Origin of the sequence: Bacillus cereus group sp. Bc031, from assembly GCF_027716265.1 — a bacterium.
GTDB classification, from domain to species: domain Bacteria; phylum Bacillota; class Bacilli; order Bacillales; family Bacillaceae_G; genus Bacillus_A; species Bacillus_A paranthracis.
This window is the reverse complement of the sequence record NZ_JAQFUL010000022.1, coordinates 25,576-50,380: the sequence shown is the minus strand read 5'-3', so window position 1 is coordinate 50,380 and position 24,805 is coordinate 25,576. Positions and strand designations below refer to the sequence as shown.

Here is a 24,805-nt window from a genome sequence, read left to right as displayed (position 1 = left end):
ATATAAAATACTCATCGTTTTTTAGTAAGAGAGGGGTTATCTTATGCTATACGAGGATTTGATGACATTATTTCAAGCAGCTCCGAAAGAAGAAGGTAGAGGCGCTTGGAAATATATAATCCAGGAACGAAATGATAAATATGAAATTGTTAATGAAATGTTGAAAAATCAAATGAGTGTTGAATTGTATTTTAATGAATATGATGAGGTGAAAATCACTTTATATAAAGAGGGAATGCCTATTTCGACGATGCAAAGAATTGCGATTTCAAAAGTTGAATTAGACGAAGAGGAAGAAGGGATTCAATTCGTTTTAGAACGTATGCCTAGTCGAATGATTCGGTTGCAATTAAAGCCATATTTGGCACTCGAAATGGGGCCGTACTGGGAAGTATGTGATGATTGTGAGTAAATATATATATATATATATAAAGCATCCAATAACATGGATGCTTTTTATGTTTTTTGAAGTTGTTTAAAAGCAATAATCGGAAGTAAAATGATGCTAACCCACCCGATTACTGGATATAGAATATGGAGTAATTCACTGTAACCAACGTAACTAAAGCAATAACTTATTAGTAAAATGAAGAAAATAATATTGTTATTTTTCCAGCCAGTGATGGATTGCATTTGTTTTGTCATTCCGAACACATTGCCAACTAAAGTTGTGAATACTTCACCGAAAATGATAAGAACAAAGAAAAAGTGAAAAGTGGCATTGAATTTTCTTATGACTTCAGCCATTGGAATGTTATATTGATAAAATTGGTCGACTGATAAGATAGCTAAATGGCTACATAATAATATTAAAGAAAGTCCTGCCCCACCTAAAATACCGCCCCATAAAATGGCCTTTCGATCTTTTACTTCGCTGGCTAACGGGACGAGGACGCTTTGGGCGAGAGAAAGATTTAAGGCGACATATGTAATAGGACTAGTTATCCACTTCATATTCCAGCTTTCTGCAGGAATCGTGTTACTAATAGGAGTTGTACCGTGAAAAAACGTTGTAATAGCAAGTCCGATAATGAAAATCATCATAATAGGTACGACAAGTGTATTAACTTCAAAAACCCCTTGTAATCCGCGACTACCTATAATGAGACAGGCGATTACTGTAATGAAAATACCGAGTTGTCTTGGTAAACGAAGTTGCTCTTCAAATACCGCTCCAGCTCCTGATAACATAACGCTCGTTACACCAAATAATACGAGCAATAATAATGTGTTTACGACATTTCCAAATACATCCCCAAATAAATATTTGTTAAATTCTTGCGCTGAAAATGCACCGATTTGTGAGGAGAGTAACATCATTTTTGTACCGAGCCAAATAAAAAAAAATCCACTTATACATATACCAATTGTTCCATAAAAGCCATTCACTGTAAAAAATTCAACAATTTCTCGTCCAGTAGCAAATCCAGCTCCAACGACTGTTCCAATATAAGTAGCAGCGACTTTCTTTGCTACTTGCCATTGTTGATTGTCCATGTTATCCCTCTTTCTACTACGATGAGCTTGATTTACTATTATGCATATGTATGAGCTTGGACAATTAGACGTATGAAGTGTTTGAAAACATACATGAATTAATACATATTAGGGAAATATTAAAGGTGTTAAAACTTTGTTACATATAAGCTAATCGTTCGAAAGGATAGGAAATGTATGGTAACATGTAACTAGGTTATGAAAAGATAATCATTACAAAATGATAAGAGGAGTGGATTGTATGAGTACGAAAACAAATGTTGTTGAAGTATTAAACAAGCAGGTAGCAAACTGGAATGTGTTATATGTGAAATTACATAATTATCACTGGTATGTGACAGGACCACACTTCTTTACATTACATGAGAAATTTGAAGAGTTTTACAATGAAGCTGGAACGTATATTGATGAATTAGCAGAACGTATTTTAGCATTGGAAGGTAAGCCGTTAGCGACAATGAAAGAATATCTTGCAACATCTAGTGTGAATGAAGGGACAAGCAAGGAATCTGCAGAAGAAATGGTGCAAACATTAGTAAATGATTACTCAGCACTTATTCAAGAACTAAAAGAAGGCATGGAAGTTGCTGGTGAAGCTGGAGATGAAACATCAGCGGACATGTTGTTAGCAATTCATACAACATTAGAACAACATGTATGGATGCTAAGTGCGTTCTTAAAATAAAGTGAAACTTTAATCAGTGGGGGGCTTACTGCCCATTAAAGCGGGATAAATATAAGAATATAAAGAAAAAAGTCATTGAAAAATTCTTTCAATGACTTTTTTGTGATTTTTCAGTTTTCTTTTATGCTATAATATAGTAAAAAGGAGGCGATGCGATGTTTCGCTTTTTCAAAACTGGAAAAGAAGAGCGTGAAATTACGAAAGATGAATTGGAACAAGCGATGGCTAAGTTTCTAGAAAAGAATGCTAATATCGTTTATACAGTATTAGTAAATGATGATTATACAGTGAATTATGATTTGTTAAAGCCGTATTTACCTGCATTTCCAACAAACCATTTTCTTATTACGAAGGAAACGCTTGAGGTATTTGAACATACAGAAGAAAACTTAAACCTAGTGAAAGAAATTGATATTGTACAAAAGGCAGTAGATCAGTATGTAACAGAAAAAGAAATGTTTCCAATTGTAGAAGGTAGTGAAGATCGCCTCATATGCGGAATGAAACTAGGACCTTACTTAGATCGTATATTAAAAAGAGACTTATATATTTCAGAAAAACATTATTTAGTTTCAAGTAAACCAGATAGAAAAAAACAAAAGAGTGGGTAGATGTATTGAGAACAACAATAAATATATTGTTGTCTTTTTTTTGGTTGTAAAAATATTTATTTTTCAGTCTATTCAACTTTATACTAAATTTATTGGGTAAAGAGGAGTAATAATTGAGTATCATTTTAAGAATAAAGTTATTGTTAGCTTGAGTTATATAACGATTACAGAATGATATAAAGGTTTGAGACATAAATATTATAACAGGTTACGGGGGAGTAGATGTATGAAAAATGGTATGACTTACATTCAATTATTAAATGAAACGTTACATTGCTATGCAAGTAAAGGAAGTTTAGAAGCGTACACTTATATAATGGAGCATGCTAAAGGTATAGTAGGGAATGAGGCTCAAATATATAATTTTAAATATGCATTAGCGAGTGCAGCAGGACTTGAAGAAGAAGCGTTGCATTTAATGAAGGAAGCTATTATAGAAAAAGGTTTTTGGTATGGATATGAGTATTTAATTTCGGACGATGATTTAAAACCACTACATAGATTTGAAGGGTTTCATCAAATGGTTCAATTATGTAAAGAAAGAGAAGAGTTAGCAAAGAAAACAGAACGAGCAGATGTGAAATATATAGAAAGTAAGAAAAAAGAAAAACTATTTATTGCAATGCACGGTGATCAAGAAAATATAGGAATAATAGAACCATATTGGAAATCTGTTTTGGCACAAAATTATACGTTAGCTTTACCACAGTCTTCGAAAATCCAGTTTTCAGATGGGTTTGTATGGGATGATTTACATAGAGGGAAAGAAGAATTAAAAGAGCATTACGATAAGCTTATAGAGAACCGTACAGTAGAACATGTAATAATTGGCGGTTTTTCTGCTGGAGCAAGAGTAGCTCTATATACAATTTTACAAAAAGATATAGCTGTGGATGGGTTTATTTTTATGGCACCGTGGCTTCCAGAGGTTGAAGAATGGAATGAGTTGCTGGGAGTACTACAGGATAAACATATAAAGGGATATATAGTCTGCGGTGATCAAGATGAAGATTGTTTCGAAGGCACACAGCAATTTGTACAATTATTAAGGGATAAGAATATAGAACATAAGTATAAAATTATACCTAACTTAAATCATGATTATCCTATTCACTTTGAAGAGGTATTGAAAGAAGCTATTGAATATATAGGGAATGAAAACAATAAGTAGTAAGAAAAGGAGATGCATCATATGTGATGTATCTCCTTTTTAAAATTATAAATTAAAAGCATTTGCCAATAAGCGATAAGAATTCAATTTATCTTCAAATCGATGAGTAATAGTTACAATCATAAATTCTTCAGTATTGTACGCTTTGCTTAAGTTTATGATTTTTTCTTTTACAGAAGACGGATCGCCTACTATCATACGTTGACGATTTTCTTTTATACGGAATAAATCATACGTGCTATATGAATAATTTTGAGCAGTTTCGATAGAAGGAGTACCAGTTGTACGCTTTCCTTGTTCTAGTAATAAGATTGATAAATCTAAACTAGAAGCAATTTTTTCTGCCTCTTCATTAGTTTCTCCGCAAATAACAAAAATAGCGACGATTGATTTTGGTTTATCTCCTAAATAGGAAGGCTGGAATTGTTTTTGATAGGCCTCCATTACCTCGGGTCCACCGTATCCGTTAATGAACTGTGCGAATGCAAAGGAAGCACCTTGTTGTGCGGCAATCTTTGCACTCTCTCCGCTAGAGCCAAGCAACCACATGTCAGGAGATGTGGGAATTACAGGAGTAGCCTTTAAATTTGCATAATGATGGTTTTCTGGTACTTGATCATGTAAGTACATTGCAACATCTGCAATTTGCTCTGGATATTGATCAAGTGAGACCATTTTTCCTTCTTGAAGTGCGCGAGTTGCAATGGGCATACCACCAGGTGCTCTGCCGACACCAAGGTCAATACGATTTGGATAAAGCGCTTCTAAAACACGGAAATTCTCAGCAACTTTATACGGGCTATAGTGAGGTAACATAACACCACCCGAACCAACTCTCATACGCTCCGTTTTTGCTGCAATATGAGAAATAAGTATTTCTGGACTTGAACCAGCAAGGCTTACAGAATTGTGATGCTCTGATACCCAAAAGCGTGTATATCCGAGTTTTTCAACTTCTTGTGCAAGCGTAACTGTATGTGAAAAAGCTTGGGCTGCCGTACTACCATCTGAAATAGGGGATTGGTCTAATACACTTAATTTGATCATAGAATATACCTCTCAATCTTAATGTACATCCTATTATATATTTACTTACGAAAAATGCGTAATGAAATGCTCAAAATAAAAAGTGGATAAATTATATATCCACTTTTAATGTAAAAATCCTCGTTCATAATGATTCATTTCGACTACATTTAAAATATATTCGTAGTTATCAATCTCAAGTTTTATTTGTTCACGCTCTTTTTTAGATAGATGCATATTACTAAGTTTGTTGCATAGCTGTTGTTTCTTTTCTTCTAAATACTTTTTTGTAGCATTGTAGTCGTAAGTTGGTTTCATTTTTAACCACTCCTTATTTGCTGTTGCTATATTATACGAAGCGTGAAGAGATGTGAGAGCGATCTCTTATGTATTTTCAGTGAATATTCAACTTGCTCTGTTGTTATGTTTATGGAAATTTATGAATAAAATGCACTAAACGACTAATGCCCATTTGATGAAGTAAGGGGTGGAATTGTGCAGAAAGATATAATGTATAACACGGAGATGGATGAAACGTTAAAAATTATAAATAAAGGATTAAAGAAGACGACGAGTCCGAAGCAAATTATTGTAGTAGGGGCTGGCATGGCTGGATTAGTTTCGGCATCTTTATTAAAAGCTGCGGGACATGAAGTGAAGATTTTTGAGGCAAACAACCGGGTAGGTGGCCGCATAGAGACAGTTAGAATGGAAGATACCGGTTTATATTTGGATGTAGGGGCGATGAGAATTCCGTATTCGCATACATTAACGATGGCATATATAAGAAAATTTGGGCTACAGGTAGGCCCTTTTATTAATAGGAATGAGACTGATATTATTTACGTAAACGGCTGAAAAACGACATTAAAACAATATGAAAAAGAGCCAAGTATATTAAAGTATCCTGTGGAAATGAATGAAGTTGGGAAAACATCTGAGGAGCTATTATTGTTAGCGGTACAGCCTATTATAAATTTTATTAAAAAGAACCCAGAGAAAAATTGGGATGTTGTAGTAAATGATTTTGGCAGATACTCTACAGGACAATTTTTAAAGTATCACCCTTATCAATATAATACTTACTTTTCACCAGTAACAATTGAGATGATTGGCGTTTTGTTGGATTTAGAAGGTTTTTTAGAAAGGTCATTCGTTGAGACATTACGTTTTTTATACATTATGCAAGAGGAGAGCGGATTTTGTGAAATAATAGGCGGTAATGATAGATTGCCAAAATCTTTTTTACCACAATTAGAGGAAGATATTATATATAATCAAAAATTAATGAAGCTACATCAGCATGATAATGGTGTGACAGCTTTCTATCGAAACGAAGAAACGTTTGAATATAGTAGTATTACAGGGGACTTAGTTATTGTTACCATTCCGTTTTCGACAATGCGGTTTGTAGAAGTAGATCCATTTGATTCTATATCTCATGAGAAATGGAAAGCAATTCGTGAATTGCATTATATGCCAGCGACAAAAATAGGAATTCAATTTAAAAGTCGATTTTGGGAAGAACAAGGACAGTTAGGTGGCAGAATTATAACAGATTTGCCAATTCGTTACGCCTATTATCCAAGCTATGGAATTGGAGAGAAGGGACCAGCTATGATGCTAGGAAGCTATACATGGTCTTATGATGCGTTGTTATGGGATGGCTTATCAAAGGGTGACCGTATTTATTACACATTACAAAACTTAGCAACGATATTAGGTGGTCAAGTATATGATGAATTCTTATCAGGTATATCAAAAAGTTGGACGTTGGATCCATATGCACTTGGAGGGTTTGCTCTATTTCAGGCAGGTCAAGAATCAGAGTTGCAACCAGCGATTGTCAAACCAGAGGGAAGAATATTCTTTGCTGGAGACCATACAACGTTATATCACGGATGGATACAAGGGGCAATTGAATCTGGCGTTCGTGTTGCGGTAGATGTAAATGAATTAAATGTATAAAGTTCAGAAATTTCTTTACTGTATAGTTTGAGATGGATATTATTATATATAAAAGAATTATAGGGAGTGTTTACAGTGAATCCATTATTATTCGATTTTCCTTCTGAATTTTATACTGAAAGGCTATTGATTCGAATGCCGAAACCAGGTGATGGTAAAGCTGTATACGATGCCATTCAAGCTTCTATGAAAGAATTAAAACCATGGATGGTTTTTGCACAAAAAGAGCAAACAGAGGAAGAAGTAGAAGTGAGTATTAGAAAATCACATATTCAATTTTTACAGCGTGAGGACTTAAGATTACTAGTTTTTTCGAAAGAAACAGGCGAGTTTATCGCATCTAGCGGATTGCATCGCATTAATTGGGATATACCCCAATTTGAAATCGGGTATTGGATTGATTCGAGGTTTAGTGGAAAGGGCTATATGGTTGAGGCTGCAAAGGGGATAACAGATTATGCTTTTTCTGAACTGAAAGCAAACCGCGTAGAAATTCGTTGTGATTCTTTAAATAAGAAAAGTAGAGCGATCCCTGAGAAATTAGGTTTTAAATTAGAGGGTGTTTTAGAAAGTGCGAGTGTTGCAGTAGATGGAAATGGCTTAAGGGATATGTGTGTATTTGCGATGACTAGAAATACATATGAAAAAGAAGAGCTGTAGAGAAACGGCTCTTCTTTTTGTGTATTATGGTACAGGATGTCCGTTAGAGCTTTCGAAAATTGTAAACCATTGTTGACGGTCTAAGTTAACTTTTGTAGCAAGAGTGGCTGTTTTAACACGATCTAATTTACCAGAGCCGATGATTGGCAACATTTTAGCTGGATGTGCAAGTAACCAAGCATACATAACCGTATCGATACTAGAAACACCTAGCTCAGTAGCAACTTTTTGCACAGTTTCACGTACACGTACAGCACGTTCTGATTGACCAGTAAAGATTTCTCCGCCAGCAAGAGGTGACCAAATCATTGGATTGATTCGTTTTTCCTGACATAAATCAATTGTTCCCTTTTCAAAATGCTCAAGCTGCAGAGCTGATACTTCAATTTGGTTCGTAATAAGCGGGAAATCTAAGTATGAACTTAACATATTGAATTGGGAAGGTAAAAAGTTAGATACACCGAAATGACGAACTTTTCCTTCTTGTCTTAAGCGTGAGAACGCTTCTGCCACTTCATTTGGATCCATGAAAGGATCAGGACGATGGATAAGTAATACGTCAATATAATCTGTATGTAAATTTTTAAGTGAAGCTTCTGCACTTTGAATAATATGTTTTGCACTAGTGTTGTAGTGAGCAACATAACGCTCTGGAAATTTCGGTGATGGGGGAGCGATTCCACATTTTGTGATGATTTGCATGTTTTCACGTAAGGAAGGCTTTAGTTGTATTGCCTCTCCGAACAGTCCTTCACACGTATAACCGCCATAAATATCAGCATGATCAAAAGTAGTAATTCCCATATCCATACAATCTTCAATGAAAGAAAGTAATTCTTGTTTTGTCATATTCCATTCTGCTAAACGCCAAAAACCTTGAATCATACGAGAAAATTCGAGTGTTTCGGCCATTTGAACTCGTTCCATTATAAGTGCCCCCTTGATGAATGAATAATATTTTGAAAAGGCTTTCTTGCTACATATTATTATATAGTTACAGTGTCGTACATACAATAAATATGTTTTGCTACAAAAACGATTTTTTCTATATGCTATAATGTAGAAACATATAGCTATAAGGAGAGGTACAAAATGATTCCAGTAACAATATTAACTGGTTTTCTTGGATCAGGGAAAACGACATTATTAAATCGCATTTTATCAGAGAATCACGGTCAGAAATTGGCGGTGATCGTAAATGAAATCGGGCAAATTGGTATTGATAATCAGTTGATTATGAATGTTGAAGAAGAAATTATGGAAATGACAAACGGCTGTTTATGCTGTACTGTACGTGAGGATTTACTCGTTGCGTTAAAACAATTACTGGACGTAAAAGCAGAAGGGAAAATGGACTTTGATGGATTAGTAATTGAAACGACGGGTCTTGCAAATCCAGGTCCTATTATTCAAACATTCTTTTTAGATCCTGTTATTCAATCTGCATACCAAATTAATGGTGTTGTAACAGTAGTAGATAGTTATCATATACATAAACATTTTGAAAAAGGGCTAGAAGCAAAAGAACAAATTGCATTTGCTGATGTTGTATTAGTGAATAAGTTAGATTTAATTGAAGAGAGTGAAAAAGAAAATCTCTTACATGAATTGCAAGGAATAAACCCGACTGCAAAGTTAATTCAGTCGACTAATTGTGATGTGGATATTCCATCGTTACTACAAATTCAAACGTTTAAAACGAAAGATACGTTACAAATTTATCCTCATACAGAGCATAATCATTTAGAAGGTGTAAAATCGTTTGTACTACGCGAAGAGCGTCCGTTAGATTTACAAAAACTAAATGAGTGGATGTCAGCTGTCGTTCAAGAACTAGGAGAATATTTATATCGCTACAAAGGAATTTTATCGATTGATGGAGTGGATAAACGTATCGTTTTCCAAGGCGTACATACGTTATTTGCTGCTTCGTATGATAGAGAGTGGCAAGAGGGCGAAGATCGAGTAAGTGAAGTTGTTTTCATCGGAAAAGATATTAATAAAGAATGGTTCCAAGCACATTTCGAGGAGTGTGTGAAATAAGTCTGCGTTTATTGCAGGCTTATTTTTTGGACTTAACTAAGTGTTTTGTAGAAAAATACTAGATTGCCAAAAACGAAGGACTAAAAAAACCTGTTTTCACAGGTTTGTATGTTCATCTAAAAGTAACTCCATTACAACACCTACAACAGGGCCTTCATCATCAATATCGCCATTTAAACGGAAGCCAAATGACTCATATAATCCCATTGCAAGTTTGTTGTCTGGGTGTAAACTTAAATAAATTGTTTTACATTCAAATTTATTTTGTAAGAATTGAATAAGCAAGCGAAGGAAACGTTTTGCGTATCCTTTTCCTTGATATTGTTGGTCAATCATAAAGCGGTCTAACCATACGCTTTTACGTTTTTCACAATACTATCCATACATTGCATATCCTACAAGTGTTTCTCCATCATATAAACCTACTGACGTTCCGTTTCCCTCATATAATGATTCTGCTAAAGAAAACGCATTGCTTTCAATAAATTGCTGCTGGTCTTTTGTGACGTTTAAAGCAGCTACCGAACGCCAATTTTTTTCTGTTACTTCACAAATGTGAAGAGTCATAATTCCAACTCACCTTCTAAATTAATATAGCTTAAAAGCTAATATGGATAATTTTACTTGTTATTTTGGTCAAGTCAAGCAGAAACACATAAAAAAAGAAGCTGAATGTCGTATTCAGCTTCTTATCAAAAGTTGGTTAGTTAGTAGCTTCTTTCAATGTGTTTACGTTTTCTTCCATTAAAGTGAAGTAATCTTTATTATTTTTCGCATCGTCTTCAGAAATAGTAGCTAAGTGATTTAAGCGTAAAATCTTTGTACCTGTTTCTTTTTGAATAACGGATGCTACTTTTGGAGTAGAAAATGTTTCAAATAAAATATATTTTAGATTATGTTCTTTTACTGTTTTTGTAATGTCAGCAAGTTGTTTTTGAGATGGTTCATCAGAAGCTGAAATACCGGCGATAGCAATTTGTTTCAGGCCATAGCGTTGTTCCCAGTATCCATAAGCCGCATGAGAAACTAAAATATCTTTCGTTTTTGCATTCGCAACTGCTGCTTTAAATTGATCATCTAAATCAGTAAATTTTGTTTGAAGTGCTGCAAAGTTTTTTTCGAACTCTTGTTTATGGTCAGGTTGTAATGCTACAAGTGCATTTTTAATTTTTTCTGCTTGTTTCATTGCTAGAGTAGGGTCTAACCAAATGTGTGGGTCTTTATCGTGATGATGTTCATCCTCTTTATGGCCGTCTCCGTGATCATGATGCTCTTCTTCAGTAGAAGTACGTAGTTCAATACCTTTTGAAGCATTTACAATTTTAACATTTTCTTTTTGTAATGCTTTTTCCATTTTTTCAGCAAATGGTTCTAATTCAGCCCCGTTATAAACGAATAAATCGGCTTTTGCAACTTGTACTGTTTGTTTTTGACTTGGTTCAAATGTATGAGAATCTGCACCAGGTGGATAAATTGCTTCAACCGTTACATAGTCGCCACCAATTTTTTTGGCGAAATCAGCAAGAGGAAAAATAGTTGTATAAACAGTTAGCTTTCCATCTTTCTTGGCATTACCTTCTTTTGTATTTGAGCAGCCAGTAAAAATTAAAGTGAAAATAAGTAAGAATGAAAATATAGTCAATCTTTTAGGCATGAAGTTCTCCTCTTTTCTTTTTTTACGGATATATTTTCCCCAATTATAGAAGAAAAATATCATTTTAATACAAAACGGAATAATTACGTTTTAGTTTGCGAACTTAGTATAATACATCTTTTATAAAGTTGCAATAAATAATAATCATTCCGATTTGATTTTGTTATAAAGTTGTCAAATATAGGTGTGTTATTTTTGCGAATACATGCATATGTGACAACGCTGTGTTCATATATATGAAAGGAGGGTGTAGAGGGGGCTGAGTGTTTGGGTTACTTAATGGAAGCTATTTTATTGATATTAGCGGTAGTATTACCATTAGCCGTAGTCTTAATTTTTTTAAGAAGATTAATAAGTAATTTAGGAGATGCATCAACCGTAACAAAATTACGAGAGAAAGATGAGAAAAAAGAGTGAGTAAAGCACTATGCGTACGCATAGTGCTTTACTTGTGGTAAAATGAGAGAAGGAAACTCCTAAAAGTTGTATGTTACTAAAGGAGAGAAAAGTAAAATAAGAGGTATATGCATATATGAATAAGCGAACAGCGTTAGTACTTGGTGCAAGTGGTTTAGTTGGGCAAGAGATAACGCGTCTATTACTTGAATCAGATTACTACGATTCGGTTACTATTTTTGTAAGAGAACCAATGCAATGGCAACATGAAAAGTTACAGCAAAAGCAAGTAGATTATTTGGCATTAGAGGAATATAAAGAGTTCTTTGCTGTAGATGACGTATTTAGTTGTCTAGGAACAACAATCAAAAAAGCAAAAACGAAAGCTAATTTCAAAAAGGTAGATTATGAATATACGTTACGAGCGGCTTGTTTAGCTGAAAAACAAGGGGTGCAAAATTTCCTTGTTGTGTCCTCAATGGGAGCGAATCCTAAATCGTTTTTCTTTTATTCACAAGTGAAAGGAAGAATGGAAGAGGAATTGCAAAAGTTAGTAATCGGTGGTATTCACATTTTTAGGCCATCTTTATTAGTAGGAAATCGACAAGAATTTCGCTTTGGTGAAAGAATGGCGGAAAAATTATCTCGTATGATTCCTTTTATATTTAAAGGAGCCTTCAAAAAGTATAAACCAATTTCCGCTAAAGATGTGGCAAAAGGGATGTATATAACTGCATTGCGAGAAGAATCAGGTATCCACATTTATAATTCGAATGAAATTACAACGATAGAATAAATAAAACCGAGAAGAAAAGCTTCTCGGTTTTATTTATTTGTACTGATTTTCCCAGGCGCTCGCTCGTATTGATACGGTTCTTCTAATTCAAAGCCAAGTTCATTGGCGGCTATTCTTGGGAAGTAAGGATTGCGAAGTAACTCACGTCCGATAAAAATTAAATCTGCTTCGTTATTATTTAAAATTTGCTCTGCTTGTGCCCCGGTCGTAATCAATCCAACTGCACCAGTTGCAATGTTAGCATGCTCTTTAATATGTTTAGCATATTGTACTTGATACCCAGGGTAAACATCGATGCGCGCAGGTACAACAGCCCCAGAGCTACAATCGATTAAATCTACTCCTTGTTCTTTCATCCATTTTGTATATTGTACATAATCTTGAACTGTTAACCCGTCAGGATGATAATCATTTGCTGAAATACGAACAAATAGCGGTCCGTTCCAAACTTCATTTATCGATTCAATGATTTCGCGTAAGAAACGATATCGATTTTCAGGTGAACCACCATATTCATCAGTCCGCTTATTGGTAAGTGGAGAAAGAAATTCATTAATAAGATAACCGTGAGCACCGTGTATTTCAATAACGTCAAATCCAGCTTGTTTGGATCGTACTGCAGCTTGCTGAAAAGCTAATACAGTATCTTTAATTTGGTGTTTGCTCATTTCTATTGGCATTTTCATTGTTTCATTAAATGGAATGGCTGAAGGAGCTAACGCATTTGTTTCTAATTCTGCTTTTCTTCCAGCATGAGCGAGTTGAATGGCAGCTTTTGCACCATTATCGTGTATAAAAGTTGTCGCTTTATGTAAGCCTTCAATTAGACTGTCATCCCAAATGCCTAAGTCTTTATTTGAAATTCGACCTTCAGGTAACACGGCTGTTGCTTCAATCATAACTAAACCAACTTGACCAGCAGCTCTTGTTCCATAATGAATGAGATGGAAATTCGTTACTTGGCCATCCTCGTTTTTCGATGAATACATGCACATAGGTGACATAACAATCCGATTTTTTAATGTAACGTCTTTAATTGTATAAGGTGAAAAAAGTTTGTAATTCATCCAATAGCCTCCTAGATTGAATTTTCTTACATTGTATCATTCTCGTTTTTGTTTCTCGAATAAAACGCTTATACGAAAAATTTTGTCTATTCGTGTTACAATAACAAATATGAATTGAATTGGAGGATGGCATATGTATCAGGCTTATTATGAAAGTGAATTAGGCTTGTTAGAAATTACAGCGAACGATAAAGGAATTACGTCTGTTATATTTGTTGATGAGAGACAAGAAGAACATACAAATGAAATGATAGATCAATGTATAAATGAATTAGATGAATATTTTAAGGGAAAGAGAAAAGAGTTCACAGTTCCGCTGTCTGCTGAGGGAACATCATTTCAAAAAAACGTATGGGATGCGCTCTATACGATTCCTTATGGCGTAAGTGCTTCATATTTAGATATTGCCGAGAAGGTCGGAAATACGAAAGCTGTACGAGCAATAGGAGGAGCAAATAGTCGCAATCCCATTTCAATAATCGTTCCGTGTCATCGTGTAATAGGGAAGAGCGGAAAACTTGTTGGGTATGCGGGTGGTTTATGGAGGAAAGAGTGGTTATTAAAACACGAAGGTATTTTGAAATGACGTATGGATGGGAAGAGGGATTGTTTTGAAATGTATAAATTGTGGGCAACTTTGCGAGGGGAATCAGTTAAATTGTGAAAGTTGCCAGCGGAATTTGCATACTGAACAGAGTGAAGGAAGCTCGCTAATAGACAAGGAATTAGAAGTATATGTAGGGAGACAATATCCGTATTACAAAAGGAAATGGGAGCTTGAGGAAAAGCGGATTGCTAGGTGGAGCTGGAATGGTTGGGCAGCTATTTTCAATGTAGGTTGGCTCGGATATCGTAAGTATTATTTACCTGCAGCTTTATTTGTAGTGTTATTATTAGCGTGTGATGCGTTTTCTTATTATATGGGCTTCAACGTAGCATTGCCAATCATTAATATGGTGCCTCTTACGTTTCTATTACTCGTTTTTATTTTATTTGGAATGGCGATTTTTGCGAATGGATTATATTATCAATTTGCAGAAAGGCGTATATATCGAATAAAAGCAAGAGAAATTCAAGATGGATCGGTTGAAAAGTACCTCATTCGTGATAGTGGTGGAACGAGTAAAATGGGAGCAACAATTGTTACGATTTTAGCGGTTGCTAGTATTTTTATCAGCCATTTCTTTTTCCCGACTGATCGAGATATTATTCAAAAAGTTCGTACAAGCTCGCTATATGAATATCCATTCCTTTCAATTGGTGAATCGTTTGAAAATTATTTTAGAAATCCGGGTTGGGCATATTATCGTGGCACTGAAGGATTAGAATTGGTAGAGTTCCAAGGGGATAGTCCGGATATGTCGAAGAAAAAGGTTACGATCCAATTTGTTGTTGATTATAAATTGGGTGAGATTGAGCCATACTCACTTATGATTAATGGCGAATCTAAAAATGAGGAAGAATTTTTAAAGATAATGGACGAAATATTTAAAGTTCAAAATCCATTTGACATAGAGGATGGATTACAAGTAAAAGAAAAAGAAGTGGATAGTAGAGCTCTCTATCCGCTTCTTTTTTTGTATATACGAAAATAATATTTGAAATAATCTGAATCCTTTGTATAATAATATGTATTATACTGGCTTTCATTTATACATATAGATTGGGGGAAGGAACAATGAAGAGAAAGGTAACAACGATTGCTGCAGTTGCATTATCGACTAGTATATTAGTTGCAGGTTGCGGAAATGGGGAGAAGGCATCTACAACGAAGAAAGAAGCAGGTAAGGAGGTAGCAGATAAGCAAGTATTAAACTTACTAGAAACAGCAGAAATTCCTTCAATGGATACGTCAAAATCAACAGACTCTGTATCATTCCGTGCCTTTGTAAATGCAATGGAAGGATTATATCGTTTAGATAAGGATAATAAACCAACTCCAGGTATGGCAAAAGATGTGAAAATTAGTGAAGATAAAAAGACATATACATTTGAATTACGTGATGCAAAATGGTCAAATGGTGATCCAGTTCGAGCGCAAGATTTTGTATATGCATGGCAACGTACATTAGATAAAGCAACGGCAGCTGAGTATGCATTTATTTTATTTGATGTGAAAAATGCACAGAAAGTAAATAAAGGAGAGTTACCGTTAGATCAATTAGGAGTGAAAGCGAAGGATGATAAAACGTTAGTAGTAGAATTAGAACAACCAGCACCATATTTTCTTGAGCTTACTTCATTCCCAACATTCTTCCCTTTAAATGAAAAATATGTGAAAGAACAAGGAGATAAATACGGATTAGAAGCAGATAAATTATTATATAATGGACCGTTTACGATGAGTGAATGGAAACATGAAAGGAGTTATCAGTTAAAGAAAAATCCTAATTATTGGGATAAAGATACTGTGAAGTTAGAAGAAATTAATGTGAATATTGTGAAGGAAACAAGCACAGGAGTAAATTTATATGATAGTGATCAAGCGGACCGTGTTATTTTAACTTCTGAATTTGTTGATAAATATAAAAAGAATAAGCCAGATGAATTTAAAACGAAGTTAGATCCGCGTATGTATTTCTTACGATTTAACCAAAAAAATGCAACGTTTAAAAACCAAAAGGTTCGTGAAGCAATTGATCTAGCATATGATAAAAAAGGAATTGCAAATGTTATTTTAAATGACGGATCATTGCCAGCATATTTCTTAGTACCTGAAAAATTTACGACAGGACCTGATGGGAAAGATTTCCGTACTGTAAATAAAAATTTCCGTGACAGTAAAGATAATGCAGCAAAAGCAAAAAAAATATGGGAAGAAGCGAAGAAAGAACTTGGCCAAGATACAATTACAGTAGAATTACTAAATGATGATAACGGTAGTCGTAAAAAAGTAGGAGACTTTATTAAAGAAGAGTTAGAGAAAAATTTACCTGGTATTAAAGTGAATTTAAAACAACAGCCATATAAGCAGAAGTTGGATTTAGAAAAGAAATTTGAATATGAATTTTCGTTATCTGCATGGAGTCCAGATTATCCAGATCCAATGACTTATATTGATATGTTTGTTACTGGAAGCTCATTTAATGAAATGGATTATTCTAATCCAAAGTATGATGAGTTAGTAGCGAAATCAAAAGGAGAACTATTAAAAGATGATAAAGCACGCTGGAATGCACTTGCAGAAGCGGAAAAAATCTTAATTGGTCAAGATGCTGCCATTTCTCCTACGTACCAACAAAGTACCGCATACTTAGAGAAACCATACGTAAAAGGTATTGCAAATCATACGTTTGGTGGGGACTTCAGTTATAAATGGGCATATATTACAAAAAAATAGTATAATAAAAGATGAGTGAATTTTCGCTCATCTTTTATTTGTATAGGAGGAATTAGAGTTGTTAAAAGGAATCAATCATCTTTGTTTTTCAGTATCTAATTTAGAAGATTCTATTACATTTTACGAAAAAGTATTGGAAGGAGAATTATTAGTTAGAGGAAGAAAAATTGCATATTTTAATATATGTGGAGTATGGATAGCGCTTAATGAAGAAATACATATTCCAAGAAATGAGATTCATCAATCTTATACACATATTGCGTTTTCTGTTGAACAGAAAGACTTTGAACGTCTACTGCAGCGATTAGAAGAAAATGATGTTCATATTTTACAAGGAAGAGAACGTGATGTAAGGGATTGTGAATCTATCTATTTTGTTGACCCAGACGGGCATAAGTTTGAATTTCATTCAGGGACATTGCAAGACAGGCTTAATTATTATAGGGAAGATAAACCTCATATGACGTTTTATTAAGGGGGCAAAGAAAGTTGCATGCGCTAGTAATTGGTGGAACAGGAATGTTAAAGAGGGTGTCTATGTGGCTTTGTGAGCAAGAGTTTCATGTTTCTATTATTGGAAGAGATGAAGTGAAATTAGAAAATGTTAAACGAGAGAGTGCTATACCAGAAAATATCACATGTCTTCCGTTAGATTATCATAATGATGACGATGTAAAGGTAGCTATTAAAAGCACAATTGAGCGGAATGGCCCAATAACATTAGTTGTCGCATGGATACACTCAAGTGCAAAAGATGCGTTATCACTTATTTGTAGAGAATTAGACTTATCGTCTGAAACATACGAAGTTTTTCATATTTTAGGCAGTAAAGCGTCGAGAATAGCCTCACAAAAAATAGGCGGTACGCGATGTAGCTATCATAGAATAATTTTAGGTTTTATATTAGAAGATACATACGCAAGATGGCTTACTCATGAAGAAATATCGGATGGGGTAATAAAAGGAATTGAAAGTAAATGTAATGAATGGATTGTAGGACGAGTAGAACCGTGGGAATTGCGGCCAACATGGTAAGGGGGAATTGAAGTGAAGACAACGGTATATGTAACAAGGCATGGTGAAACGGAATGGAATGTAGCGAAGCGAATGCAAGGACGAAAAAATTCTGCTTTAACTGAAAATGGTATACTGCAAGCTAAGCAATTAGGAGAGCGAATGAAAGATTTATCTATTCATGCAATCTATAGTAGTCCGAGTGAAAGAACCCTTCATACTGCAGAGTTAATAAAGGGAGAACGTGATATACCGATAATCGCGGATGAGCATTTCTATGAAATTAGCATGGGTATATGGGAAGGACAGACAATTGATGATATAGAAAGGCAATACCCAGACGACATACAGTTATTTTGGTATGAACCACATCTTTTTCAGTCAACATCAGGAGAAAATTTTGAGGCTGTTCATAAAAGGGTAATTGAGGGGATGCAGCTTCTTTTGGAAAAGCATAAAGGAGAAAGTATATTAATTGTCTCCCATGCGGCAGCAGCAAAATTACTTGTAGGACATTTTGCAGGTATTGAAATAGAAAATGTGTGGAATGATCCATTTATGCATAGTGCTAGTCTCAGTATAATAGAATTTGAAGATGGTAAAGGTGAAGTGAAGCAATTTGCAGATATAAGTCATTTTCAATAAAGCGGGATAAACGTAAAAAAGGCCGCAAAACGGCCTTTTTTTGTAGGCATAAAAACTAACAATTACGTTTTTTATACCAGAAGTGATCAAATTTCTTGTGTTTGCAAGATGGGAATTTATGTCCGCCTTTGCAATCATTCCATTTGTGTCCATCATCGTGACAGTCTTTACCATGATCGCATGAATCATCGCAAGAGCCGCCGTGTCTATGCGGGAAGAATTCGCACTTTTTACAGAAACTTCGTTTAGTCCAGAAAAATTTCTTTTCAAAGCGTATGCATTTTGTAATGAATGTACAATGTTTTCTGCGAGTACGTTTTGTAACTAAAACGCATTCTTTTCTACGCGTCACTTTCGTAACGAACGTCCATTTTTGAACGCGTACACGAGTACATTTTGTAACAAATGTCCATTTTTTCACATGCGTACATTTTGTAACGAACGTACAATGTTTCACGCGAGTACATCTTGTTCTTGGACATTTACCCCCAGTTGTACATTTACATCCAGTTGTACAAGTATGATGAGTGAATTTATCATCATCGCATTCAAAAGTACTTGGATCTTGGTGTAAGAAATCCTCCATCCCAGCACTTTTGATTTCTTCAACCGCTTTTCTAATATCACGTTTCATAGAAATCCTCCTTATCATGTATTAAGTTGAAAAGGTATTCTTTTTCCTTAACAGGATATGTATGTAGGTATCTTTCTGAACAGGACAAGAGTGTAATTTTATATAAATAGATGATAGCGGATGTATGGACAAGGCGAGTTGCATACATTGAATGAAGAGAACTGAGAAGGGATGAGAAAACATGCTACCTTCATATGATTTTTTTATTCATCCAATGTACTTAGTGGAATTGAAAAAAGACATTTGGTCAGACAGTCCAGTACCAGCAAAATTAACTTATGGAAAAAAGAAGTATGATATTGATATCGTATACCGTGGTGCTCATATTCGTGAATTTGAGAAGAAATCTTATCATGTTATGTTTTATAAACCGAAAAAATTTCAAGGTGCGAAAGAGATTCATTTAAATTCTGAGTTTATGGATCCGTCTCTCATACGAAATAAATTATCTTTAGACTTTTTTCATGATATTGGTGTACTTTCACCGAAATCACAACATGTGTTTATAAAAATTAATGGTCAAATTCAAGGTGTATATTTACAGTTAGAATCAGTGGATGAAAATTTTTTGAAAAATAGAGGATTACCGAGTGGTTCTATTTATTATGCGATAGATGATGATGCGAATTTTTCTTTAATGAGTGAGAGAGATAAAGATGTTAAGACCGAGCTCTTTGCGGGTTATGAATTTAAATACTCGAATGAAAATAGTGAAGAACAGCTGAGTGAATTTGTATTTCAAGCGAACGCTTTGTCGAGGGAATCTTATGAAAAAGAAATTGGGAAGTTTTTGCATGTTGATAAATATTTACGATGGTTAGCTGGCGTTATTTTTACACAAAACTTTGATGGTTTCGTTCATAACTATGCACTATATCATAATGATGAAACAAATTTATTTGAAGTAATACCGTGGGATTATGATGCGACTTGGGGGCGAGATGTACAAGGGAGACCACTTAATCATGAATATATTCGTATTCAAGGTTATAACACGTTAAGTGCAAGATTGTTAGATATACCTGTATTTAGAAAGCAATACCGAGGTATTTTGGAAGAAATATTAGAAGAACAATTTACCGTTTCATTTATGATGCCGAAAGTAGAAAGTTTGTGTGAGTCGATTCGTCCTTATTTACTACAAGATCCATATATGAAAGAAAAATTAGAAATATTTGATCAAGAAGCTGATATGATTGAGGAATATATAAATAAAAGAAGAAAGTATATACAAGATCATTTACATGAATTGGATTAATTTTGAAAGAGATTGGAACATTATCAATCTCTTTTTTTGTATAATAAAGAAGTATTGGTAGAATTGGCGTAATATATACTTAATAAAGGATGGAGATGTGGAAACATGACGGTAAAATGGATTGATTGGGTAAAACAAATACAATCTATAGCTCAAGCGGGTTTAACGTATTCTAAGGATGTGTATGATATAGAACGTTTCCAACAATTACGGGATATTTCCATTTCGATGATGTCACATTATACAAAGACAGATTGGGAAGTTGTAGAGAAGTTATTTGCAAGTGAGACAGGCTATCAAACACCTAAAGTCGATATAAGAGCAGTCGTTTTTCAAAATGAAAAGTTATTATTTGTGAAAGAAAAAAGTGATGGGAAATGGGCATTGCCAGGTGGATGGGCTGATATCGGTTATACGCCGACAGAAGTAGCAGCAAAAGAGGTTTTCGAAGAGACAGGTTATGAGGTAGATCATTTTAAGTTACTCGCTATATTTGATAAAGAAAAACATCAACCATCGCCTTCAGCAACGCATGTATATAAAATTTTTATTGGCTGTAAAATTATTGGCGGTGAAAAGAAAACTAGTATTGAAACAGATGATGTGGAGTTTTTTGGTGAAAATGAATTGCCTAATTTATCGATTGCTAGAAATACAGAAGAGCAAATTAAACAAATGTTTGCCTACATAAAAGAACCTCAGAAAGAAATAGTAATAGATTAATAATGCGTATGCCTGTGATATTGTCGGCATGAAGATATTGGCAGAATGCAACCTTTATGTAATAATGAGATGGTATGTGAAGAAAAAAGGAGATAGAAAATAAGATGTTAGCAAGCATAATAGATCAGTTATTGCAATTTTTTGCAAGTTTAGGTTACTTTGGAGTAGCGCTAGCTTTAATGATTGAAATTATCCCAAGTGAAATTGTACTTTCGTATGCTGGCTTTTTAGTCGCAGATGGTAAAATTAGCTTTGTCGGTGCAGTTATTGCTGGAACAATCGGTGGTACTTTAGCCCAAATCTTTTTATATTGGCTTGGATACTATGGTGGACGTCCAGTTGTAGAGAAATATGGGAAATATCTGCTTATTAATAAACACCATTTAGACATAGCAGAAAATTGGTTTAAGCGTTACGGAGCAGGAGTAATCTTTTCGGCACGTTTTATCCCAGTCGTACGTCATGCAATTTCTATTCCAGCAGGATTAGCTAAGATGCCATTAAAACTATTCACACTGTATACAGTAGTTGCGATTATTCCGTGGTCAATACTATTTATATATTTAGGTGAAAAGCTTGGTGGAAATTGGCGACATATTAAAGAGTATGCATCTGACTACACACATTACATAATTATAGGAGCGGTTCTCTTTGTTGCTCTATACTTCGGTTTAAAGTATTTCAAAAAGAAAAAAGCAGCGCGTTAAAGTCAATGATTTTTCATTGGCTTTTTTATTTGTTTTGGTTCTAAAAAAAAGGAGTTGTCCATAATGTGTAATAATAAAGCGTAGCGGAGGAATGTGATGAAAGGGTCACCGTTTATACGTGGAACGATATTTTTAACAATGGCAACGATGATATCTAAAATGTTAGGGTTTATATATGTTATACCATTTACAGCTATGGTCGGTACGAGTGGGTACGTTTTATACACGTATGCTTATCGTCCATATACAATTATGCTTAGCATTGCGACGATGGGACTACCACTTGCAGTTTCAAAGATGGTATCAAAATATGATCAATTAAATGATTATCATACGGTTAAGAGAGTGTTGAAAAGTGGAATTGTTTTTATGTTTATAATGGGAGTTATTTCGTGTTTTACGTTATATATGCTAGCTCCGCATTTGGCTAAACTTGTAATCGATGGAAATGATCAAACGGGGAATAGTGTAGCGGCGGTCACTACTAATATTCAAATTGTAAGTTTTGCGTTAATACTCGTACCAGTAATGAGTTTATTAAGGGGCTTTTTTCAAGGATTTCAATCGATGGGGCCTTCTGCTCTAAGTGTAGTTGTAGAGCAATTTTTTCGAGTCTTAACCATCTTGATAGGAAGCTTTGTCGTTTTATATGTTTTAAAAGCTTCTATCTCACTAGCTGTTGGTATTTCAACGTTCGGTGCTTTTATGGGAGCGATAGGTGGACTAACTGTTTTAAGTGCGTATTACATAAGGAGGAGAAAGCACTTAAAGAAAAAAGAAATGGCAAGTATACCGCAAACAACGAAATCTTTTTTTTCACTATATAAGGAGCTCTTTACATATTCAATACCATTTGTTGTGGTTGGTTTAGCAATTCCGTTGTATCAGACGATTGACACATTTACAATTAATAAATTACTTATACAAATAGGATATATGCAAGGAGAAGCGGAGAAGATTAATGCGATAATTGGACTTGTTCAGATGGTTGTACTTATCCCAGTTTCCGTTGCGACTGCTTTTAGTATGTCACTCGTACCTGAGATGACAAAAGCTTATACAGCAGGAAATGTGAAGTTACTGTACAAACATTTTACGAGGACGAATCTATTAGTAGTAGGTATTACGGTACCCGCGGCAATTGGAATGATGGTGTTAGCAAAACCAGTGTATACTCTTTTATTTGGTGCCGGAAATGATCCGGAGATGGGAAGCGTTATTTTACAGTATTACGCTCCTGCTTGTATACTATTTTCGCTTTTTACAGTAACGGCTGCAATGTTGCAAGGAATTAATCAACAACAGAAAACAGTGCTAGGGTTAGTGATTGGCATTATTGTGAAGATAGTTTTAAATATTGTATTGCTTCCGTATTTTGATTATGTAAGTTTTATTATTTCAACATACGCTGGTTATACGATTTCAGTTGGCTTTAACTTGTGGATGCTTTCTAAATATGTTATAAAGGCAACATATGCTTTTTAAGGCAGAGAGCACTCTGTCTTTTTCTTTGTTTATCCCGCTTTAACGGGCAGTAAGATCCTCACCTCAAAATTCAGCGAAAGAAAAGAAGTTTGGTTGGGGGCGGGCTGCCCGTAAAAGCCCGATTGGTGAGGGCTGAAAATCAGTGGGGGGATGAAGCCCCCCACTGATTAAAGTTTCACTTTATAATATTTTTCTTATAAAAACGTTTTCAAAATAATTTTTCTATTGAAATTTAAACGTATGTTTCATATGCTGAGAATGGCGGTTCAAAAACTGTTATGTAAGAGAGGTAGATTCCTACATGTAAAAAGAATCGGGGTGATAGTATGTTAAATATTTATTTAACAGACCGAAACGGAAAACTACAAGAGGTTGAGGAAATGCAAAAGGGTTGCTGGATTAATGTACTTCATCCAACGGAAGAAGAAATTCAATATCTAGTACAAACTTTAAATGTGGACTTAGATTTCATTAAAGACCCTTTAGATGATGAAGAACGCTCTCGTATTGAAAAGGAAGACAATAATACTTTAATAATCGTGGATATTCCAACAGTTAGACATGATGAAGAAGGAAATTCGATTTATGACACGATTCCAATAGGTATGATTGTAATGCCAGATTGCTTTGTGACAATTTGTTTAGAAGAAAATCCAATTTTTGAACGTTTTATTAATCAACGTATTAAAGAATTTTATACGTTTAAAAAGACACGCTTTGCACTTCAGCTCTTATATACGATTTCTACTTACTATTTAAGATACTTAAAGCAAATTAACAGAAAGACAATCGATTTAGAGCATCAATTAAATCAGTCGATGAAAAATAAAGAGATTTTCACATTGCTAGGTCTTGAAAAAAGTTTAGTTTACTTTACAACATCATTGAAGGCGAATAAAATTGTAATTCAAAAATTAATGCGTAACAGTACATTTTTAAAAATGTATGAAGACGATCAAGATTTATTAGAAGATGTATTAATTGAAAATAAACAGGCTATTGAAATGGCGGAAATATATAGTCATATTCTAAGTGGAATGATGAATACTTTTAGCTCTGTTATATCGAATAATTTGAACAGTGTTATGAAACTGTTAACGTCTATTACAATCATTTTATCATTACCAACAATGGTCTCTAGTTTCTTCGGAATGAACGTAAAGGTTCCATTTGAAGGTGAGGCTCAAGGTTTTGTAATTGTACTCATAATATGTGCAACATTATCTTGCGCTTTAGCATTTGTATTTTGGAAGAAACGTTACTTTTAACGATAAGAAAGCTGCTCTAGCATAGTTGTGTAACTGCGCTAGAGCAGCTTTTTTGCTATGAAATCCCAAATTTTGAATAGAATATAATTTATAAAATGTAATGTATATGAAAGGGATGAATTCCGTATAAGTCTTGTCCAATCAATAAAATGGGGTT

General features: G+C 34.5%; 26 protein-coding genes and 2 pseudogenes. 20 read left to right on the top strand and 8 right to left on the bottom strand.

Annotated features, from left to right (window positions below; genetic code table 11):
* The first annotated feature begins 43 nt into the window (after nt 1–43).
* On the top strand, nt 44–412 hold the full coding sequence (locus tag PDQ33_RS11275) for a DUF3979 family protein (RefSeq protein WP_000965080.1): 369 nt from the start codon (nt 44–46) through the stop codon (nt 410–412).
* A gap of 44 nt (nt 413–456) precedes the next feature.
* On the opposite strand, the gene PDQ33_RS11270 is transcribed toward PDQ33_RS11275, so the two are convergent.
* Nucleotides 457–1,497, bottom strand: a complete 1,041-nt coding sequence (locus tag PDQ33_RS11270) for a YkvI family membrane protein (protein WP_001990330.1) — start codon at nt 1,495–1,497, stop codon at nt 457–459.
* 241 nt (nt 1,498–1,738) lie between these two features.
* On the opposite strand from PDQ33_RS11270, the gene PDQ33_RS11265 reads away from it, so the two are divergent.
* From PDQ33_RS11265 to PDQ33_RS11255, 3 genes are all read left to right on the top strand, one after another.
* Nucleotides 1,739–2,182 carry a Dps family protein gene (locus PDQ33_RS11265; RefSeq protein WP_000105198.1) on the top strand — a complete coding sequence of 148 codons (444 nt, stop codon included), beginning with the start codon at nt 1,739–1,741 and terminating at the stop codon, nt 2,180–2,182.
* Nucleotides 2,183–2,337: 155 nt separating this feature from the next.
* Nucleotides 2,338–2,793 carry a DUF3939 domain-containing protein gene (locus PDQ33_RS11260; protein WP_000488187.1) on the top strand — a complete coding sequence of 152 codons (456 nt, stop codon included), beginning with the start codon at nt 2,338–2,340 and terminating at the stop codon, nt 2,791–2,793.
* 226 nt (nt 2,794–3,019) lie between these two features.
* On the top strand, nt 3,020–3,964 hold the full coding sequence (locus PDQ33_RS11255; protein WP_061130927.1) for an alpha/beta hydrolase: 945 nt from the start codon (nt 3,020–3,022) through the stop codon (nt 3,962–3,964).
* Nucleotides 3,965–4,009: 45 nt separating this feature from the next.
* Here the strand turns inward: PDQ33_RS11255 and PDQ33_RS11250 are convergent, their stop codons facing one another.
* Both PDQ33_RS11250 and PDQ33_RS11245 read right to left on the bottom strand, forming a co-directional pair.
* The gene (locus tag PDQ33_RS11250) at nt 4,010–5,011 is read right to left on the bottom strand and encodes an LLM class flavin-dependent oxidoreductase (RefSeq protein ID WP_048556902.1); all 1,002 of its coding nucleotides are present in this window, start codon (nt 5,009–5,011) and stop codon (nt 4,010–4,012) included.
* A gap of 105 nt (nt 5,012–5,116) precedes the next feature.
* Nucleotides 5,117–5,308 (bottom strand): DUF3896 domain-containing protein, encoded by a 192-nt coding sequence (locus PDQ33_RS11245; protein ID WP_048556901.1) that lies wholly within the window; start codon nt 5,306–5,308, stop codon nt 5,117–5,119.
* Nucleotides 5,309–5,485: 177 nt separating this feature from the next.
* Here PDQ33_RS11245 and PDQ33_RS11240 point away from each other — a divergent pair.
* Both PDQ33_RS11240 and PDQ33_RS11235 read left to right on the top strand, forming a co-directional pair.
* Nucleotides 5,486–6,958, top strand: a pseudogene (locus PDQ33_RS11240) (flavin monoamine oxidase family protein).
* Between the two features lie 75 nt (nt 6,959–7,033).
* Nucleotides 7,034–7,618, top strand: a complete 585-nt coding sequence (locus PDQ33_RS11235) for a GNAT family N-acetyltransferase (RefSeq protein ID WP_001068763.1) — start codon at nt 7,034–7,036, stop codon at nt 7,616–7,618.
* 24 nt (nt 7,619–7,642) lie between these two features.
* Here PDQ33_RS11235 and PDQ33_RS11230 read toward each other — a convergent pair whose 3' ends face one another.
* Nucleotides 7,643–8,545: an aldo/keto reductase gene (locus tag PDQ33_RS11230; RefSeq protein ID WP_270755669.1), complete on the bottom strand. Its 903-nt coding sequence runs from the start codon at nt 8,543–8,545 to the stop codon at nt 7,643–7,645.
* Nucleotides 8,546–8,710: 165 nt separating this feature from the next.
* Here PDQ33_RS11230 and PDQ33_RS11225 point away from each other — a divergent pair, with 165 nt between their 5' ends.
* The gene (locus PDQ33_RS11225; RefSeq protein WP_000613439.1) at nt 8,711–9,661 is read left to right on the top strand and encodes a CobW family GTP-binding protein; all 951 of its coding nucleotides are present in this window, start codon (nt 8,711–8,713) and stop codon (nt 9,659–9,661) included.
* A 96-nt stretch (nt 9,662–9,757) separates the two neighbouring features.
* Here the strand turns inward: PDQ33_RS11225 and PDQ33_RS11220 are convergent.
* Nucleotides 9,758–10,228: pseudogene (locus PDQ33_RS11220) on the bottom strand (GNAT family N-acetyltransferase).
* A gap of 136 nt (nt 10,229–10,364) precedes the next feature.
* Nucleotides 10,365–11,315: a metal ABC transporter substrate-binding protein gene (locus tag PDQ33_RS11215; protein ID WP_061130925.1), complete on the bottom strand. Its 951-nt coding sequence runs from the start codon at nt 11,313–11,315 to the stop codon at nt 10,365–10,367.
* Nucleotides 11,316–11,582: 267 nt separating this feature from the next.
* Between PDQ33_RS11215 and PDQ33_RS11210 the strand changes: the two genes are divergently transcribed.
* Both PDQ33_RS11210 and PDQ33_RS11205 read left to right on the top strand, forming a co-directional pair.
* A complete protein-coding gene (locus PDQ33_RS11210) occupies nt 11,583–11,732 on the top strand; it encodes a hypothetical protein (RefSeq protein WP_000540927.1) in 150 nt (49 codons plus the stop codon).
* A gap of 115 nt (nt 11,733–11,847) precedes the next feature.
* Nucleotides 11,848–12,507: an oxidoreductase gene (locus PDQ33_RS11205; protein WP_001042754.1), complete on the top strand. Its 660-nt coding sequence runs from the start codon at nt 11,848–11,850 to the stop codon at nt 12,505–12,507.
* A gap of 29 nt (nt 12,508–12,536) precedes the next feature.
* On the opposite strand, the gene namA is transcribed toward PDQ33_RS11205, so the two are convergent.
* The gene (gene namA, locus PDQ33_RS11200) at nt 12,537–13,574 is read right to left on the bottom strand and encodes an NADPH dehydrogenase NamA (protein ID WP_001107026.1); all 1,038 of its coding nucleotides are present in this window, start codon (nt 13,572–13,574) and stop codon (nt 12,537–12,539) included.
* A gap of 133 nt (nt 13,575–13,707) precedes the next feature.
* On the opposite strand from namA, the gene PDQ33_RS11195 reads away from it, so the two are divergent.
* The 6 genes from PDQ33_RS11195 to PDQ33_RS11170 all read left to right on the top strand — a co-directional run bounded on the left by PDQ33_RS11195 (nt 13,708) and on the right by PDQ33_RS11170 (nt 18,573).
* Nucleotides 13,708–14,160, top strand: a complete 453-nt coding sequence (locus PDQ33_RS11195; RefSeq protein ID WP_000283892.1) for a methylated-DNA--[protein]-cysteine S-methyltransferase — start codon at nt 13,708–13,710, stop codon at nt 14,158–14,160.
* 25 nt (nt 14,161–14,185) lie between these two features.
* A complete protein-coding gene (locus PDQ33_RS11190) occupies nt 14,186–15,169 on the top strand; it encodes a DUF2628 domain-containing protein (protein ID WP_002170269.1) in 984 nt (327 codons plus the stop codon).
* Nucleotides 15,170–15,252: 83 nt separating this feature from the next.
* A complete protein-coding gene (locus tag PDQ33_RS11185; protein ID WP_061130924.1) occupies nt 15,253–16,914 on the top strand; it encodes a peptide ABC transporter substrate-binding protein in 1,662 nt (553 codons plus the stop codon).
* 58 nt (nt 16,915–16,972) lie between these two features.
* Nucleotides 16,973–17,389, top strand: a complete 417-nt coding sequence (gene fosB, locus PDQ33_RS11180; protein ID WP_061130923.1) for a FosBx1 family fosfomycin resistance bacillithiol transferase — start codon at nt 16,973–16,975, stop codon at nt 17,387–17,389.
* 14 nt (nt 17,390–17,403) lie between these two features.
* Nucleotides 17,404–17,949 carry a short-chain dehydrogenase gene (locus PDQ33_RS11175; RefSeq protein WP_000543149.1) on the top strand — a complete coding sequence of 182 codons (546 nt, stop codon included), beginning with the start codon at nt 17,404–17,406 and terminating at the stop codon, nt 17,947–17,949.
* 12 nt (nt 17,950–17,961) lie between these two features.
* A complete protein-coding gene (locus PDQ33_RS11170) occupies nt 17,962–18,573 on the top strand; it encodes a phosphoserine phosphatase 1 (RefSeq protein ID WP_000859181.1) in 612 nt (203 codons plus the stop codon).
* A gap of 55 nt (nt 18,574–18,628) precedes the next feature.
* Here PDQ33_RS11170 and exsB read toward each other — a convergent pair whose 3' ends face one another.
* Nucleotides 18,629–19,207, bottom strand: a complete 579-nt coding sequence (gene exsB, locus PDQ33_RS11165) for an exosporium protein ExsB (protein ID WP_000817501.1) — start codon at nt 19,205–19,207, stop codon at nt 18,629–18,631.
* 181 nt (nt 19,208–19,388) lie between these two features.
* Between exsB and cotH the strand changes: the two genes are divergently transcribed.
* The 5 genes from cotH (at nt 19,389) to PDQ33_RS11140 (ending at nt 24,648) form a co-directional block, all read left to right on the top strand.
* Nucleotides 19,389–20,465: a spore coat protein CotH gene (cotH, locus tag PDQ33_RS11160; protein ID WP_000937984.1), complete on the top strand. Its 1,077-nt coding sequence runs from the start codon at nt 19,389–19,391 to the stop codon at nt 20,463–20,465.
* A gap of 105 nt (nt 20,466–20,570) precedes the next feature.
* Nucleotides 20,571–21,188, top strand: a complete 618-nt coding sequence (locus PDQ33_RS11155; RefSeq protein WP_000216914.1) for an NUDIX hydrolase N-terminal domain-containing protein — start codon at nt 20,571–20,573, stop codon at nt 21,186–21,188.
* A gap of 104 nt (nt 21,189–21,292) precedes the next feature.
* Nucleotides 21,293–21,895 (top strand): DedA family protein, encoded by a 603-nt coding sequence (locus tag PDQ33_RS11150; RefSeq protein WP_000881208.1) that lies wholly within the window; start codon nt 21,293–21,295, stop codon nt 21,893–21,895.
* 96 nt (nt 21,896–21,991) lie between these two features.
* A complete protein-coding gene (locus tag PDQ33_RS11145; RefSeq protein WP_270755674.1) occupies nt 21,992–23,380 on the top strand; it encodes a putative polysaccharide biosynthesis protein in 1,389 nt (462 codons plus the stop codon).
* Nucleotides 23,381–23,706: 326 nt separating this feature from the next.
* Nucleotides 23,707–24,648, top strand: a complete 942-nt coding sequence (locus PDQ33_RS11140; protein ID WP_000932396.1) for a magnesium transporter CorA family protein — start codon at nt 23,707–23,709, stop codon at nt 24,646–24,648.
* Nucleotides 24,649–24,805: the final 157 nt, after the last annotated feature.